Below are 16,827 nucleotides of genomic sequence, written 5' to 3'. Positions count from 1 at the left end.
ATTTCGAGGTGCTGCAATGAATAACGCAACCAAGAGAGGCTTCTGGCTCCGCCTGTACCAAACCTACGGCCTCACCGGCCCGGTGTCCCTGGTGCTGGGGGTGGCCTTTTTGCTGGTGCCCCTGCTGCCCGGGGAGTTTCCGACCATCGTGGCCGCCGAGATACTCATCCTGGGCCTGTTCGCCATGAGCTTCAACCTGATCTACGGCTACATGGGCCAGATCACCTTCGGCCACGCCGCCTTTTTCGGGGTGGGGGCCTATTCCACCGCCCTCTTGATGCGGGCCCTGCAATCCCCGGTGGGGCAGGTGGGCTACTTGGACTTTTTCCTGTCCCTGCTCATCGCCATGCCGGTATCGGCCCTGTGTGCCCTTGTCGTGGGCTATTTCTGCGTGCGCCTCACGGGCATCTACTTCGCCCTGCTCAGCCTGGCCTTCGGCGAGCTGCTCTACTACCTGGTCTTCTCCTGGTACAGCTTCACCAAGGGCGACGACGGCATCCAGGGCATCATGCCGCCGGGCATCTTCAGCGAGGTGGTCAACTACTACTATTTGGTGCTGATCGTGGTGGCCGGGTGCACCGTGCTGCTCTGGCGCATCACCAACTCGCCCTTCGGCTACACCCTGCGCATGATCCGCGACAACCAGCGGCGCGCGGTGTTCCTGGGCATCAACGTGCGCCTGGTCATGCTGGCCAACTTCGTGTTGGCCGGGGCCTTCGCCGGGGTGGCCGGGGCGCTGTGGGGGCCCTTCCAGCGCAGCGTGTCGCCTTTCCTCCTGGGCTGGGTGCAGTCGGGCATGGCGGTGTTCATGTCGCTCATCGGCGGGGCGGGCTTTCTCACCGGCCCCCTGGTGGGCTCGGCCATCTACACCTTCCTGAACGCCTACATAACCCAGTTCACGGTGTACTGGCCCCTGACCATCGGGCTCATCATTCTCTTCCTGGTGCTCTATCTGCCCGGCGGGGTGCTCTCCCTGCTGGACAAGCGCCTGTCCCCGCTCAAGCACCATGACTACCTCCCCGAGGACGCGGCGCCAGAGGCCGCGCGGTCCGGAGAATCCTCATGAGCCAAGGCATCCTGGAGATAGAGGGACTCAACAAGAGCTTCGGCGGCCTGCACGCCACCAACAACCTTAGCCTGCGTCTGGAGCCCGGCGAGCAGTCGGCCATAATCGGGCCCAACGGCGCGGGCAAGAGCACCCTGTTCAACCTCATCACCGGCTACCACGTGCCCGACTCGGGGCAGGTGAAGTTCATGGGCCGGGACATAACCCGGCGGGCGCCCCACCGCATCGCCATGGACGGCATCACCCGGGCCTTTCAGGTGAGCAACATCTTCACCCAGCTCACGGTGTGGGAGAACGTGCGCTCGGCGGTGCAGGCGCGGCGCGGCCTGGAGTTCAACCTCTACAAGCTGGCCCGCCGGGTGGGCAACCGCGAGACCGGCGAGATCCTGGAGCGGTGCGCCCTCACCGAGCGGCGCAAGGTGGTGGCCGGCGAGCTTTCCCAGGGCGACAAGAAAAAGCTGGAGCTGGCCATCGCCTTGGCGGGCAAGCCCAAGCTCCTGCTCCTGGACGAGCCCACTGCGGGCATGTCCCTGGACGAGACCCGCGAGGCCATGGCCCTGGTGGACCGGCTCAACCAGGAGCTGAAGGTGACCATCCTGTTCACCGAGCACGACATGTCCGTGGTGTTTCGCCACGCGCGCAAGGTTTCCCTGCTGCACCGGGGCGAGCTGCTGTTCACCGGCAGCCCCCAGGAGGTGCGGGAGAATCCCCTGGTCCAAAAGATCTATCTGGGCGAGCACAGCTGATGGCCAAACTTATCGTAAAAGACATCCACACCTTCTACGACACCAGCCACATCCTGTTCGGGGTGTCCCTGGAGGTGAATGACGGCGAGTGCGTCTGCCTGCTGGGCCGCAACGGGGTGGGCAAGACCACAACTCTCAAAACCATCATGGGCATCGTGCCCGCCAAACAGGGCTCGGTGACCTACGGCGGGACGGAGCTGCTGGGCCTGGCGCCTTTTCGCATCGCCCGCCTGGGTATCGGCTACGTGCCCGACGAGCGCCTGGTTTTTCCGGACCTCACCGTGCGGGAGAACCTGGAGATCGGCGCCAAGCCGCCCATTTCCGACGCTATGAAAAAATGGACCCTGGAGGGCATCTACGAGCTTTTCCCCGAGCTGGAGCCCCTGGCGGGCAATCACGCGGGATATCTCAGCGGCGGGGAGCAGCAGATGCTTTCCTGCGGCCGCACCCTCATGGGCAACCCCACTTTGCTATTATTGGACGAGCCCGTGGAGGGGCTGGCCCCGGTGGTGGTCCAGGAGCTTTCCCGCCAGATCAAGTACCTGAAATCCCTGGGCCTGGCGATACTCTTCGCCGAGCAGAACCTGGCCTTCGCCACCTCCATAGCTGACCGGGCCTATGTGATCGAAGGAGGAGAGGTCAAGTTCGAGGGGAGCATGGCCGAGCTGGAAAGCCGGCCGCAGATCAAAGAGAAATACCTGATGGTGTAGCCAGGCGGGTTCCTGCCGGCATGAGCCGCGGTCCTGGCCGCCAGGCGCGGCCGCATCGGCAAGGAGCCCCCGAGCGCGTGAGACAGTTCAACACCGGCCATGGGCGGGTGCGTTGCATAAAGGAGATAGTCACATGAGCATGGTGCGGGTCGCGGTGGTCCAGGATTCTCCGGTGGTTTTCGATGCCATGGCCACGGTGGCCAAGGTGGCCGATCTGACCAAGCAGGCGGCGGACAAGGGAGCGCGCCTGGTGCTGTTCCCCGAGGCCTTTATCTCGGGCTACCCCAAGGGCTGGGACTTCGGGGCCCGGGTGGGGATGCGCTTCCCCGAGGGGCGTGAGGACTTCCGCAAGTACTACGAAGGCTCCATCGAGGTGCCCGGACCGGCCACCGAGGCTCTGGGGCGGGCGGCCAAGGAGGCGGGGGTCTACCTGACCATCGGGGTCATGGAGCGCGAGGGGGGCACCCTCTACTGCACGGCGCTCTTCTTCGGGCCGGACGGCTCCATGTTGGGCAAGCACCGCAAGCTCATGCCCACGGCCATGGAGCGCCTGGTGTGGGGTTTCGGCGACGGCTCCACCATGCCGGTGATCGACACCGAGGTGGGCAAGATCGGCTCGGTGATCTGCTGGGAGAACTACATGCCCATGCTCAGGATGTACATGTACTCCCAGGGTGTGCAGCTCTATTTGGCCCCCACGGCCGACGACCGCGAGACCAACCTGCCCACCATGCGCTTCATCGCCCTGGAGGGGCGCTGCTTCGTGCTCAGCTCCTGCCAATACGTGCACCTAGGCGATTACCCCGAATGCTCCACCCCCATGCCCGAGGACGACCCGGCCACGGTGATGATGCGTGGGGGAAGCTGCATCATCGACCCCCTGGGCCAGGTGCTGGCCGGGCCGGAGTTCGACGGTCCCTGCATTCTCACCGCGGACCTGGACCTGGACCAGATCGTGCGGGGCAAGTTCGACCTGGACACCCCGGGCCACTACGCCCGTCCCGACGTGTTCCAGCTGCACGTGAACTTGAAGCCCCAGCCAGCGGTCACCGCCTGGGACGGGGAGACCAAGAACCCCTTCGAGGACGGCGAAGCCTAGGTTCTTACTTGCTAAACCAGCCAGGGGCGGGGGTCATCCCCGCCCCTGGTCTTTTGGGGCTCATGCCGGGCCAGTGTTTTGTTTGCTCTAAGTGCTTGCTCCTGGGGCTGGCTTGTGATATTTAGCACAAATTGTGCGAGAGACAGCGAAAAATGGCTTTCAGGCGATGCTGATCTTTTGATATAAGGCAAAAAGATCAATTCGGCATTTGCACGGCAAGCAAACTAAACGTTACATGGAGCGGCTGACCCGCGGGATCATTAAACCTGGGTCCCCGATTTCGCGCAGAGATCTCCGTCGGTGGGCGCATGGCGCCTCATCGTTCCCCCTGCCTCATGGTTTTAGGTTGATACCATGTCTGTAAGTTACCAAATAGTACCTAGTTTGCGTCTGGTTTACGTGAAAATGTCCAAGGCTCTCTCCATTGAAGAGTTGATTTGTCATTTAAGAGAGTTAGCCGCTGACGAACACTATGTCCCACCCATGAAAAAAATCGTGGATTTTACTGACCTCGAAGATGCCCCCATGCCTGCCTATAGTATGGATGATTTCGTCCGCTTGGGTTCATTCTATGAAAATGAACTGGGTGGAGAGCATTGCGTTTTTGTGACCCCCTCGGATTTCAGCTTTGGCATGGCCCGGCTTTTCGAGGCTTACATGAGTGATGCGGATATTAAGGTGAAGGTGGTCAGAACCCTGGAAAATGCCTTGGAGCTGCTTGGCATAGCGGAAAAAGAGTTCCGGGAAGGGCAACGGGTAAAACGCATTGTCAATGCGAAGCTCTGACCTTCGGGCCGTGGGTGGGAGGCCAATTGGTTGAGTATGTGTGCATGGCAAATAAACTATGACCGGCTTGCTTGTTTTTTGAACGCATGGTAATTCTCGCTTAGCAATGTTCTGTTTTTGTACCAACCCTTCTCCGCTAATGATCCGCCACTAATTCACCCCTACGCGATCGTATAAAAAAACCAGCAACCTTTCCGGAGCCTACACCTTGAGCGAAACCCAGCCGGCAAGCGCGGCCAACCTGTCCCAAGTTTCCGAGGAACTCTCCATCTCTCTGCCCCAGGTGCGGGCCACCGCCGCCCTTTTGGAAGAGGGGAGCACCGTCCCTTTCATCGCCCGCTACCGCAAGGAAGTCACCGGCTCCCTGGACGAGGTGGCCATCATCGCCATCCGCGACCGCCTGGACCAGCTCAAGGAGCTGGACGCCCGGCGCGCGGCCATCCTCAAGTCCCTGACCGAGCGCAACCTCTTGAGCCCCGAGCTGGAGGCCAAGGTGGGCGAAGCGGCCAGCATGGCCGAGCTGGAGGACGTGTACCTGCCCTTCAAGCCCAAGCGCCGCACCAAGGCCATGATGGCCCGCGAGAAGGGCCTGGAGCCCCTGGCCGAGTATGTTATGGCCCAGCCCGCCACGGGCGACCCCGCCGGGGAGGCGGCCCAGTACGTGGACGCCGAAAAGGGCGTGGAGAGCGCGGAGGACGCCCTGGCCGGGGCGCGGGACATCATCGCCGAGCAGATCAACGAGGACGCCGAGGCCCGCGCGGCCATGCGCGCCCTGTACGCCGAAAAGGCGGTGCTGCGCAGCCAGGTGATGAGCGGCGAGGAGGAGAAGGGCCAGAAATTCAAGGACTACTTCGAGTGGAGCGAGCCCGCCGCGGCCGCCGCCGGCCACCGCATCCTGGCCATCCGCCGGGGTGAGAAGGAAGGGCACCTCATTTTCCGGGTGGAGCCTGCCCAGGAAGAGGCCATCGCCATCCTGGAAAAAATGTTCGTGCGCAACGACGGCCCCTGCGCCGAGCAGGTGCGCCTGGCGGTCACCGACAGCTACAAACGCCTGTTGGGCCGGGCCATGGAGATCGAGCTGCGCACCGTGTTGCGCAAGCGGGCCGAGGAAGAGGCGGTCAGGGTCTTTGCCGAGAACCTGCGTGAGCTGTTGATGGCCCCGCCCTTGGGCGCCAAGCGGGTGCTGGCCATCGATCCGGGTTATCGCACCGGCTGCAAGGTGGCCTGCCTCAACGAGCAGGGCGACCTGAAGCACTACGATCTGATTAATCTAATGAGCGACAATCAGCGCAAGGCCGCCGGCGAAAAGCTCCGTCGCCTGATCAAGGATTACGGCATCGAGGCAGTGGCCATCGGCAACGGCACAGCCAGCCGGGAGACCGAGGAACTGGTGCGCGGCCTGGGTATAGCGGGCGTCACCGTGGTCATGGTCAGCGAGTCCGGGGCCAGCGTTTACTCCGCCTCCGAGGTGGCCCGCCAGGAGTTCCCGGATCTGGACCTCACGGTGCGCGGGGCCGTGTCCATCGGCCGCCGTCTCGTCGACCCCCTGGCCGAACTGGTCAAGATCGACCCCAAAGCCATCGGGGTGGGGCAGTATCAGCACGACGTGGACCAGGGTTCGTTGGCCCGCAGCCTGGAAGACGTGGTGGTCAGCTGCGTCAACGCGGTGGGCGTGGAGCTGAACACGGCCAGCCCGCAGCTCTTGGCCATGGTCTCCGGGGTGGGCGCCTCCCTGGCCCAGAACATAGTGCGCCACCGCGAGGAGAACGGGCCCTTTGCCAGCCGCCAGGATCTCCTGAAGGTGCCCCGCCTGGGGCCCAAGGCCTTTGAGCAGGCGGCGGGCTTCTTGCGCATCAACCAGGGCGACAACCCCCTGGACGCCTCGGCGGTGCACCCGGAGTCTTACCCCGTGGTGGAGCAGATGGCCCGGGATTTGGCTTGCCAGCTGGAGGACCTGCTCAAGGACCAGGAGCTGCGCGGCCGCATCAAGGCCAAGGACTATGTGAGCGAGCGGGTGGGCCTGCCCACGGTGAACGACATCCTGGCCGAGCTGGCCAAGCCGGGCCGCGACCCGCGCTCGGCTTTCGAGGCCTTCTCCTTTGCCGAGGGGGTGCATGCGCCCGAGGATTTGCAGATCGGCATGAAGCTGCCCGGGGTGGTCACCAACGTGACCAACTTCGGGGCCTTCGTGGACATCGGGGTGCACAACGACGGCTTGGTGCATATCAGCCATTTGGCCGACCGTTTCGTAAAGGACCCCCGCCAGGAGGTAAAGGTGCAGCAGCAGGTGGAGGTCACGGTGATCGACCTGGACCTGGCCCGGGGCCGCATCTCCCTGTCCATGAAAAAGGACCCCTTTGCCGAGCGGGCGCGCCGGGCGCCGGGAGGCGGCGGGGAGCGGCGGGGCGGCAAGAAGCCCATGGCCAAGAAAAAGGCCCCCGAAAAGCCGCAGCCATTTAACAACCCCTTCAGCAAGGCTCTGGGCAAGCTGACCCAGCAATGAGCCTCGCCGGAAGGCGTGGCTGGCGGCGTGATTTTGGGCCAGCTCAAGCGGGGCGCATCGTATGAAATTAGCTGGTGACCGATTTCCCCGTCAGCCCCGTTGATTGGAAATGCTCAAATATTAAGGCTTGTCCGGGCGCTTCCAGAGCAGCCGGCCGGCCGGAGCATAATCGGGCCGGCCGCCCCGGCGCACTGCCGCCAGTGCGCCGCCAAAACGCGGCTTGACTTTGCCGAACCCGGCGCGTCACCATGAAGCTACCCGCACGAAAAAGTTAATTCAGGCGGCTCGGCCACAGCTGGGCCCTGGGGCGCACATCCGGTAAATGTGCAACATCATCACCACAACCTTGGCTTCAACGGAATCGCACTCGCGGTTTCATCGGCAACGCACCTGCCCGACGAAAATTGGCTTTCGGAATGGTGATGCGCATTATCGCCGGTCGTGGTGTAGGCGAGTAATTGCCGGCGCGTATGCGTTGGCGTGCATGTTTTGCTAGTTATTTCAGGGCGCTGCCCAAGAAGGCCAAAAGGAAAGCCCACATTAGACCAAAGGGGATGAAAAATGCTTAAAAGAACTCTGACGATCAACGGCCAGCCCAAGACCGTGGTGGCTTACGCCGACGAGTCCTTGGCCAACGTGATCAGGGAAGGCCTGGGCCTCACCGGCACCAAGGTCGGCTGCGGCGAAGGCCAGTGCGGCGCCTGCAACGTGATCCTGGACGGCAAGCTGGTGCGCTCCTGCGTCACCAAAATGTCCAAGGTTCCCGACGGCGCTTCCGTCCTTACCATCGAAGGCGTGGGTACGCCCAGCCATCCCCATGCCCTACAAGTGGCCTGGATGGTGCACGGCGGCGCCCAGTGCGGCTTCTGCACCCCGGGCTTCATCGTTTCGGCCAAGGCCCTGCTGGAAAGCAACCCAGACCCGAGCCGCGAGGACATCCGCTCCTGGTTCCAGGTGCACCGCAACGCCTGCCGCTGCACCGGCTACAAGCAGCTGGTGGATTCGGTGATGGACGCGGCCAAAGTCTTGAACGGCAAGATGACCCTCAAGGAGCTGTCCTACAAGCTGCCCGAGGACGGCCGCATCTGGGGCGGGAAATACCCCCGCCCCTCGGCCCTGGCCAAGGTGACCGGCACCCTGGACTACGGCGCGGACCTGGGCCTGAAGATGCCGGCCAACACCCTGCACCTGGCCCTGGTGCAGGCAGATGTGTCCCACGCCAACATCCTTTCGGTGGACACCAGCGAGGCCGAGACCATGCCCGGGGTGGAAAAGGTCATCACCGCCAAGGACATCAAGGGCAAGAACCGCATCACCGGCCTGATCACCTTCCCCACCAACCTGGGCGACGGCTGGGACCGGCCCATTCTCTGCGACGAGAAGGTCTATCAATACGGCGACGCCATCGCCATCGTCTGCGCCCATTCCCCGGCCCAGGCCGAGGCGGCGGCGGAAAAGGTGAAGGTGGAGCTGGAGAAGCTGCCCGCCTACATGAGCGCGCCCGAGGCCATGGCCGAGGACGCCATGGAGATCCACCCCGGCACCCCCAACATCTACTACATCCAGAAGATCGCCAAGGGCGAGGACACCGGGCCCATCTTCGACGGCGCGGCCGCGGTGGTGGAAGACGACTTCTACGTGGGCCGCCAGCCCCACATGCCCATCGAGCCGGACGTGGGCTTCGCCTTCCTCAACAAAGAGGGCAAGCTCTACATTCACTCCAAGTCCATCGGCCTGCATCTGCACGCGGCCATGATCGCCGAAGGCATGGGGGTGGACCTGGCCAACCTGGTGATGGTGCAAAACCCGGCCGGCGGCACCTTTGGCTACAAGTTCAGCCCCACCATGGAGGCCCTGGTGGGCGCGGCCTGTCTGGCCACCGGCCAGCCGGTGTTCCTGCGCTACGACTACTACCAACAGATGACCTACACCGGCAAGCGCTCGCCCTTCTTCATGAACCTGCGCCTGGCCGCCGACAACGACGGCAAGCTTTTGGGCCTGGAGACCGACTGGTCCGTGGACCACGGCCCCTACTCCGAGTTCGGTGACCTCCTCACCCTGCGCGGGGCCCAGTTCATGGGAGCGGGCTACGACATCCCGGCCATCCGGGGCGAGGGCCGCACCGTGTGCACCAACCACGCCTGGGGCTCGGCCTTCCGGGGCTACGGCTCGCCCCAGAGCGAGTTCGCCTCCGAGGTGCTCATGGACGAGCTGGCCGAGAAGCTGGGCATGGACCCCCTGGAACTGCGCTACAAGAACGTCTACCGCCCCGGCTCCACCACCCCCACCGGCCAGGACCCCGAGGTCTACTCCCTGCCCGAGATGATCGACCTCATCCGGCCCAAGTACGAGGCGGCCAAGGCCAAGGCCGAGGCGGAATCCACCCCCGAGGTAAAGCGCGGGGTGGGCGTGTCCGTGGGGGTCTACGGCTGCGGCCTGGACGGCCCCGACGCCTCGGAGGTGCAGGTGGAGCTGAACCAGGACGGCAGCGTTACGGTGTACTCCTGCTGGCAGGACCACGGCCAGGGCGCGGACATGGGCGCCCTGGGCACCGCCCACGAGGCCCTGCGGCCCCTGGGCCTGTCCCCGGAACAGATTCACCTGGTGATGAACGACACCGCCCTGGCCCCCAACAGCGGGCCTTCCGGCGGCAGCCGCTCCCAGGTGATGACCGGCATGGCCATCAAGGTGGGCTGTGAGCTTCTGTTGGAGGCCATGAAGAAGGAAGACGGCACCTACCGCAGCTTCGACGAGATGATGGGCGACGGCATCCCGGTGAAGTACGACGGCAAGTGGACCGCCCCGGCCTCCAACTGCGATGAGAACGGCCAGGGCGATCCCTTCTCGGTGTACATGTACGGCGTGTTCCTGGCCGAGGTGGCGGTGGAAGTGGCCACCGGCAAGACCACGGTGGAGAAGATGACCCTGGTGGCCGACATCGGCAAGGTGAACAACCGCCTGGTCACCGACGGCCAGATCTACGGCGGCTTGGCCCAGGGCGTGGGCCTGGCCCTCACCGAGGACTTCGAGGACATTCAGAAGCACTCCACCATGGTGGGCGCGGGCTTCCCCTACGCCAAGATGATCCCGGACGATATGGAGATCATCTACGTGGAGACCCCGCGTCCCGCCGGTCCCTTCGGCGCGGCCGGGGTGGGCGAGCTGCCCCTGACCTGCCCCCACGCGGCGATCATCAACGCCATCTACAACGCCTGCGGAGCACGGGTGACCAAGCTGCCCGCGCGGCCCGAAAAGGTGCTGGCCGCCATGCCGGCCTAGCGTCAACCACCCTCGCGGCCGGGGCCGAGCCGCCCCGGCCGCGCTTTTTTTGCGGCCCGTTGTTGTATCATTGAAATAGGCGGACCGGGGCGGGCCGGAGGCTGGTTTACAGGCAAGGGGAGCGGCCATGGAGCAATTGGATCTGCGCCAATGGGAGGCGCGCTGCATCGAGGAAAAACAGCCCTGGTGCATTGCCGCCTGCCCCCTGCACGTGGACGGCCGCGCCCTCTGCGCCAAGGCGGCGGCCCAGGACTGGGCCGGGGCCTGGCAGGTGCTGCTGCGCACCATGCCGCTGACCGCCGTGCTGGGCCGCATCTGCGACGCCCCCTGCCGCGACCAGTGCAAGCGCGGCGAGGTTGGCGACCCCATTGCCATTCATCTATTGGAGCGGGCCTGCGTCTCCCACCCCCGCCCCCGCCGCAAGCCCGCCCCGGTGCCCAATAAGCCCAAGAGCCTGGCCGTGGTGGGCAGCGGCCTGGCGGGCCTCACCGCCGCCGGCGATCTGCTCCGCAAGGGCTACCAGGTCACGCTGTACGAACCCGGGGCCGCCCTGGCCCAGGGCCTCAGGGAGCACTACGCCGGACAAGTGCCGGACCAGGCCTGGGACGAGGAACTGGAGCTGCTGAACAAGCTGGGCCTCAAGGTGAAGGCCGAGGCTCCAGTGGACGACCCCGGCATCCTGGATGATTTACTGGATAACCACGACGGGGTGTTCCTCTCCGTGGATGTCCTGGACCCCGAGGCCTGGCCCCTGGAGCGCGGCGAGGACGGCCGGCCCGTGACCGCCCGGCCAGTGCAGGCCACCGCGCGCGAGGGCGTGTTCGCGGGCGGCCTGGCCTGGCCCGAGGGTTTCTCGCCGGTGTGGGCCGCGGCCCAGGGCCGCTGGGGGGCTGCCTCCCTGGACCGCCTGATGCAGGGAGTTGCTCCGGGCATGAGTCGCGAGAACGACGGCCCCCAGGAAACCCGCCTGTTCACCAGCCTGGAGGGGGTGGAGTCCCTGCCCATGGTGCCCGCCGGGCCGGAGGGCTACGGCGACGAGGCGGCGGCCACCGAGGCGGCGCGCTGCCTGCAATGCCACTGCCTGGAATGCGTCAAGGTCTGCCCTTATCTGGAAAATTTCGGGGCCTACCCCAAGAAGTACGCCCGCGAAATATACAACAACCAGTCCATTGTCATGGGCGCGCGCCAGGCCAACAAGCTGATCAACTCATGCTCCCTGTGCGGCCTGTGCGAGGCGGTGTGCCCCGAGGACTTCGCCATGCAGGATCTCTGCCTGGCCACCCGCCAGGGCATGGTGGCCAAGGGCAAGATGCCGCCTTCGGCCCACGAGTTCGCCCTCTTGGACATGCGCTTCAGCTTGGGCCAAGAGTTCCGCCTGGCCAAGCACCAGCCCGGCCACGCGGCCAGCGCCTATCTGTTCTACCCCGGCTGCCAGCTACCGGCCTCGGCCCCGGGCCAGGTGCGCGCGGTGTACGAACACCTCTGCGCCTCGCTGCCGGGCGGGGTGGGGCTCATGTTGGCCTGCTGCGGGGCCCCGGCCTATTGGGGCGGGCAGGAAGCCATGCTGGCCGAGGCTCTGGCCGCCTGGAAAGAGGATTGGCAGGCCCTGGGCTCGCCGCCGCTGATCATGGCCTGCCCCTCCTGCGTGGATGTGTTTCGCCGCCATCTGCCCGAAGTGGAGCAGCGCTTTTTGTGGGAGGTGCTGGCCGAGACCGGGGCCCCAATGCAAGCCCCGCCCGCCGGGGCCTTGGCCATGCACGACCCCTGCACCACCCGCCACGACAAGGCCGCCCAGCAGGCGGTGCGGGGGGTGGTGGGCAAAGCCGGGGTGGAGCTGGAGGAGCTGAAGCTGGGCCGCGAGCTCACCGAATGTTGCGGCTACGGCGGGCTGATGAGCACCGCCAACCCGCCCCTGGCCCGCGAGGTGATCACCCGGCGCGCCGGCCAGAGCGAGCGCGACTACCTGGCCTATTGCGCGGTGTGCCGCGACCGCCTGGCCTCGGTGGGCAAGCGGGCTCTGCATGCCTTGGATTTGTTCTTCCCGCCCCAGGGCGAGGACGACCCGGCCGCCCGCCCCAATCCGGGCTGGTCCCAGCGGCGGGAGAACCGGGCCCGGCTAAAGGCCGGGTTGTTGCGAGATTTGTGGGGAGAGGAAGCGCCCGCCATGGAGGCTCATCGCCAAGTGAAGCTGATCATTCCGCCCGAGGTGGCCCCTCTTTTGGAAGAGCGGCGCATCCTCATTGAAGATATTCAGAAAGTCATTTTCGAGGCCGAGGCCCAGGGCGACAAGCTTTGCCATCCCGAGAGCGGTCATTTCCTCGCCTCCTATCAGCCCTACAAGGCGGTCTTCTGGGTGGAGTACACCCCAGAAGGCGAGGGCTATAGGGTGCACAACGCCTATGCCCACCGCATGCAGGTGAAGGGGAGGGCAAGGCCGTGAGCATGAACACCGACAACATCCGCCCCGGCGACCTGGAGTGGACCTGCTGCAAATGCGGCGGCAAGCTGGAACCCGCCCCGGTGGTGGTGGAGTATCTGGGCAACGAGTTCACCGCCGAGCTGCCTCGCTGCCCGCGCTGCGGCCTGGTCCTGATCAGCGAGGAGTTGGCCCTGGGCAAGATGGCCGAGGTGGAGCAGATCCTGGAGGACAAGTGAGCCAGGCGCTCGCTCCTTTTGAATCCCCTGATTTGCGCGCGGTCACCGGGCCGTGCCTGCGCCCCGGCGGCTTGGAACTGACCGAGCGGGCCCTGGAGTTGGCCGCTTGGCCACCCGGCAGCCGGGTGTTGGACCTGGGCTGCGGCCTGGGCGCCAGCGCGGCTTTCCTGGCCTCGCGCGGGCTGCGCGTTTTGGGCGTGGATTTGTCGGGCTCTCTGCTGGGCGAGGCGCGCGAGGTCCACGCCGGGCTGACCCTGCTGCGGGGCCATGCCCAGGCCCTGCCCGTCGCGCCGGCCAGCCTGGACGGCCTGCTCTGCGAATGCGTGCTCTCCCTGTGCCCCGATCCCGGCGCGGCGCTGGCCGAGTGCCGCCGCGTGTTGCGCCCCAACGGCCGCCTGGCCCTGAGCGACCTCTATTTGCGCGGGGAGCCCCAAGACGCCACCGCCGCGCCCCTGCCCGGCTGCCTGGGAGGGGCCATGACACCAGGGCATCTGGAGAGTCTGCTCCAGGAGGCAGGCCTGGAGCCGGTCATCTGGGAGGACCATTCCCCCTTGCTGACCCGCCTGGCCGCCCAGCTGGCCTGGGCCCACGGCTCGGCCGCCGCCCTTTGGGGCGAATGCGAGGCGGGCTGCGACTTGGCCGCCCGCGCCAGAGCCCTACGGCCCGGCTACTTCCTGCTCATTGCCCGGCGAAAGGATTAGACATGGACGACACCATGCTCAGGGTGATGCGCCTGGCCGCGCAAGGCCTCTATTGCAGCCAGATCATGATGGCTCTGGCCCTGGAGACCCAGGGGCGCGAGAACCCGGATATGATTCGCGCCCTGGCCGGGCTGGCCTTTGGCTGCGGCATGGGCGCGGGCACCTGCGGGGTGCTCAGCGGCGGGGCCTGCGTGCTGGCCTTGTATGCGGGCAAGGGGGGCCAAGGCGAGGAGGAGTCGCCCGCCTTCATGCCCATGCTGCAAGAGCTGGGCGAGTGGTTCGCCGCGCGTGCCCAAGGCGAAAACGGCGGCACCACCTGCGAGGCCATCCTGGGGGCTGACGCCCCTCGCCAGCCCCAGCAGAAATGCGGCGAAATGGTGGCCGAGGCCTTTGCCAAGGTGATGGAGCTGCTCGTGGCCCATGGCTTCGACCCAGCCGACCCGGGGCATGTGGATGAATACTGACCCCGCCGAGGGCCAAAGCCTGTGCCCGGAGTGCCTGGCCCGCATCCCGGCCCGCCGCGAGTTCGCGGGGCAGGATGTCTACCAGGTCAAGCAATGCCCCGAGCACGGCGAGTTTCGCACCCTGATCTGGCGCGGCCCGCCGGAGTTCGCCACCTGGCAACGCCCCAAGACCCCGGCCCCTCTGGCCTACAGCGAGACCCGAGTGGACGCGGGCTGCCCCTTTGACTGCGGCCTGTGCCCCGAGCATCGCCAGCGAACCTGCACCGCGGTCATGGACGTGGCCACGGGCTGCGACCTGGGCTGCCCGGTGTGCTACGCCGACGCCCCGGCCAAGGGCCCCGAGCCCAGCCTGGAGCTGATCGAGAGTTGGTACCGGGCCTTGCTGAAGAGCGGCGGCGGTTGCAACATCCAGCTTTCGGGCGGCGAGCCCACCACCCGCGACGACCTGCCCGCCATCGTGGCCCTGGGCCGTGAGCTGGGCTTCGGCTTCATCCAATTGAACACCCACGGCCTGCGCCTGGCCCGGGACCGCGCCTATGGCCAGGCCTTGGCCGACGCCGGGCTGGCCTCGGTGTTTTTGCAGTTCGACGCCGTGGACGACGCGGCCTACCAGAAGCTGCGCGGGCGGCCCTTGCTAGCTGAAAAGCTGGCCGCCCTGGATGCCTGCGCTCAGCTGGGTCTGGGCGTGGTCTTGGTGCCCACCATCGTGCCGGGCATCAACTTGGACCAGGTGGGGCCCATCCTGACCCTGGCCCAGGAGCGCACGCCAGTGGTGCGGGCGGTGCACTTCCAGCCTATGAGCCGCTTCGGGCGCTACCCCGGCGGCCTGCAGGGCGGCGAGCGCCTCACCCTGCCCGAGCTGATGCGGGCCATTGACCAGCAGAGCGAAGGATGCTTTCCGGTGGAGAGCTTCCGGCCGCCGGGCTGCGAAAACTCTCTGTGCTCTTTTCAGGGCAACTTCCTGTTGCACCCCGACGGCCGGGTGCAGGCGCTCAGCCAAGGGCATGACCCGGCCTGTTGCCCCCGCCCCGAGCCGGCGGAGCAGGGGGCGCTGCGCACCATCGCCCGGGTCTCGCGCAACTGGGCCGCGCCCGCCGGCCCTCTGTCGCCCCAGGCCGCGTCGGAGCCCGCAGCTTGCGACGGCCCCATTGCCCTGGACGATTTCATCTCCCTGGCCCGGCAGCGCACCTTGTCCGTATCGGCCATGGCCTTTCAGGACGTCTGGAACCTGGACCTGGAGCGGGTGCGTGATTGCTGCATTCACCAGATTGCCCCGGACGGACGCCGGGTGCCCTTTTGCCTGTACAACCTGACCAGCGCCCGCGGGCAACGGCTCTACCGGCCATGACCGTGGCCCGCACTCCGCTGCACCCTTGGCTGGCCGCCAAGCTGGGCCTGCCGGAGGGGCGCGATCCAGACCCGGCCGCGCTGGAAGAATATCAGCTCGCCAAATTGCGCGCGGTGCTGGCCCACGCGCGTGAACACAGCCCCTGGCAACGGGAGCGCCTGGCCCACCTGCCCATGAGCATCCCGCCGCGCCTGGAGGACTGGGCCGCTCTGCCCTTCACCACGGCGGCGGATTTGCGCGAGCATCATTTGGCCATGCTCTGCGTGTCTCAGGGCCAGGTGGCCCGGGTGGTGACCCTGAGCACTTCGGGCACCACCGCCGCGCCCAAGCGGGTCTATTTCAGCGACGCTGACCTGGAGCTGACCGTGGACTTTTTTCACCACGGCATGAGCACCATGGTGGGGCCGGGGGACAGCGTGTTGATACTCCTGCCCGGGCGCACTCCGGACAGCGTGGGCGATCTGTTGGCCCGGGGCCTGAGCCTTCTGGGTGCACGAGGGGTACACCATGGCCCGGTGGGCGACGCGGGCCAGGCCCTGCGCGCTGCGGCCGAGGCGCGGGCCGCTTGCATGGTGGGCATCCCGGTGCAGGTCTTGGCCATGGCCGAGCATCCCGAGGCCGCTTGCCTGCGGGGCGTGCTGCGCAATGTATTGCTCACCACCGACTACGTGCCCCAAGCCTTGGCCCGCAGGGTGCATGAGGCCTGGGGATGCGAGGTTTTCGAGCACTACGGCATGACCGAGAGCGGCCTGGGCGGCGGGGTGGAGTGCGCGGCCCACCAGGGCTATCACCTGCGCGGCGCGGACCTCTACTACGAGGTGATCGATCCGGACAGCGGCGAGGCGCTGCCGCCGGGCGAGGAGGGCGAGCTGGTCCTGACCACCCTGACCCGAGAGGCCATGCCGCTGTTGCGCTACCGCACCGGCGACCTGGGCCGCCTGCTGGACGAGCCCTGCCCTTGCGGCGGCTTCACGCCCCGCCTGGCCCGGGTACCCGGCCGCCTGGGCAACGTGCTTGATCTGGGGAACGGGGCGCGCCTGCCCTTGTGGCGCTTGGACGAGGCGCTCTTCGCCCTGCCCGGGCTGCTGGACTACCGCGCCGCCTTGGTGGGGGAGGGGGCAGAGCGCCGTCTGGAGTTGATCCTGCGGGCATCGCCAAGCGCGGCTTCCACCCTGGCGGAACGGGCGCGCGAGGCCCTGGCCGCCTTGCCCGAGATGGCCGCCGGCGGCTTGGGACTGGGCCCGGTGCGCCTCACCGATCAGCCTTGGCCCAGCGACGGCACGGCCAAGCGCACCTTTGGCGCGGCGCAGTGAGGCCCCGGCGGCGAGGCCTTTCGGTAACATCTAATTATTACCACTCCTTAACCTGAGTACCCCCCGCCAGGGGAGGCCCCCCGGAGGCGGGTTCCGCCTCGCAATACAAACTATACACGTGTTGACTAATTGTTCGCCCGGCGGTAACCTGGAGTCA

13 protein-coding genes are annotated in these 16,827 nt (G+C 66.4%); all 13 read left to right on the top strand.

Annotated features, from left to right (window positions below):
• Positions 1-16 precede the first annotated feature (16 nt).
• Positions 17-1,066, top strand: a complete 1,050-nt coding sequence (locus tag KQH53_13750; protein MCB2227738.1) for a branched-chain amino acid ABC transporter permease — start codon at positions 17-19, stop codon at positions 1,064-1,066.
• On the top strand, positions 1,063-1,812 hold the full coding sequence (locus tag KQH53_13745) for an ABC transporter ATP-binding protein (GenBank protein MCB2227737.1): 750 nt from the start codon (positions 1,063-1,065) through the stop codon (positions 1,810-1,812). The genes KQH53_13750 and KQH53_13745 overlap by 4 nt, the downstream gene beginning before the upstream one ends.
• On the top strand, positions 1,812-2,522 hold the full coding sequence (locus tag KQH53_13740) for an ABC transporter ATP-binding protein (protein MCB2227736.1): 711 nt from the start codon (positions 1,812-1,814) through the stop codon (positions 2,520-2,522). The genes KQH53_13745 and KQH53_13740 overlap by 1 nt, the downstream gene beginning before the upstream one ends.
• A 133-nt stretch (positions 2,523-2,655) precedes the next feature.
• Positions 2,656-3,621, top strand: a complete 966-nt coding sequence (locus tag KQH53_13735; protein ID MCB2227735.1) for a carbon-nitrogen hydrolase family protein — start codon at positions 2,656-2,658, stop codon at positions 3,619-3,621.
• Positions 3,622-4,026: 405 nt separating this feature from the next.
• On the top strand, positions 4,027-4,407 hold the full coding sequence (locus tag KQH53_13730) for a hypothetical protein (GenBank protein MCB2227734.1): 381 nt from the start codon (positions 4,027-4,029) through the stop codon (positions 4,405-4,407).
• 241 nt (positions 4,408-4,648) lie between these two features.
• The gene (locus KQH53_13725) at positions 4,649-6,910 is read left to right on the top strand and encodes an RNA-binding transcriptional accessory protein (protein MCB2227733.1); all 2,262 of its coding nucleotides are present in this window, start codon (positions 4,649-4,651) and stop codon (positions 6,908-6,910) included.
• A 561-nt stretch (positions 6,911-7,471) separates the two neighbouring features.
• Complete coding sequence (locus KQH53_13720; protein ID MCB2227732.1) at positions 7,472-10,189, top strand: molybdopterin-dependent oxidoreductase; 2,718 nt, start codon at positions 7,472-7,474, stop codon at positions 10,187-10,189.
• A 127-nt stretch (positions 10,190-10,316) separates the two neighbouring features.
• Positions 10,317-12,629, top strand: a complete 2,313-nt coding sequence (locus KQH53_13715; protein MCB2227731.1) for a 4Fe-4S dicluster domain-containing protein — start codon at positions 10,317-10,319, stop codon at positions 12,627-12,629.
• Complete coding sequence (locus tag KQH53_13710) at positions 12,626-12,844, top strand: hypothetical protein (protein MCB2227730.1); 219 nt, start codon at positions 12,626-12,628, stop codon at positions 12,842-12,844. Before KQH53_13715 ends, KQH53_13710 begins: the two co-directional genes overlap by 4 nt.
• Complete coding sequence (locus KQH53_13705) at positions 12,841-13,545, top strand: methyltransferase domain-containing protein (protein ID MCB2227729.1); 705 nt, start codon at positions 12,841-12,843, stop codon at positions 13,543-13,545. Before KQH53_13710 ends, KQH53_13705 begins: the two co-directional genes overlap by 4 nt.
• A 2-nt stretch (positions 13,546-13,547) precedes the next feature.
• Positions 13,548-14,009: a C-GCAxxG-C-C family protein gene (locus tag KQH53_13700; GenBank protein MCB2227728.1), complete on the top strand. Its 462-nt coding sequence runs from the start codon at positions 13,548-13,550 to the stop codon at positions 14,007-14,009.
• Entirely contained in the window at positions 13,999-15,357 is a 1,359-nt protein-coding gene (locus KQH53_13695) for a radical SAM protein (GenBank protein MCB2227727.1), read from the top strand. Before KQH53_13700 ends, KQH53_13695 begins: the two co-directional genes overlap by 11 nt.
• Positions 15,354-16,670: an AMP-binding protein gene (locus KQH53_13690; GenBank protein MCB2227726.1), complete on the top strand. Its 1,317-nt coding sequence runs from the start codon at positions 15,354-15,356 to the stop codon at positions 16,668-16,670. Before KQH53_13695 ends, KQH53_13690 begins: the two co-directional genes overlap by 4 nt.
• Positions 16,671-16,827 lie beyond the last annotated feature (157 nt).

It is taken from the genome of Desulfarculaceae bacterium, from assembly GCA_020444545.1.
In the GTDB taxonomy this organism is placed as follows: Bacteria; Desulfobacterota; Desulfarculia; order Desulfarculales; family Desulfarculaceae; genus Desulfoferula.
The sequence above is the reverse complement of the archived record's forward strand: the minus strand, read 5'-3'. Positions and strand labels throughout refer to the sequence as shown.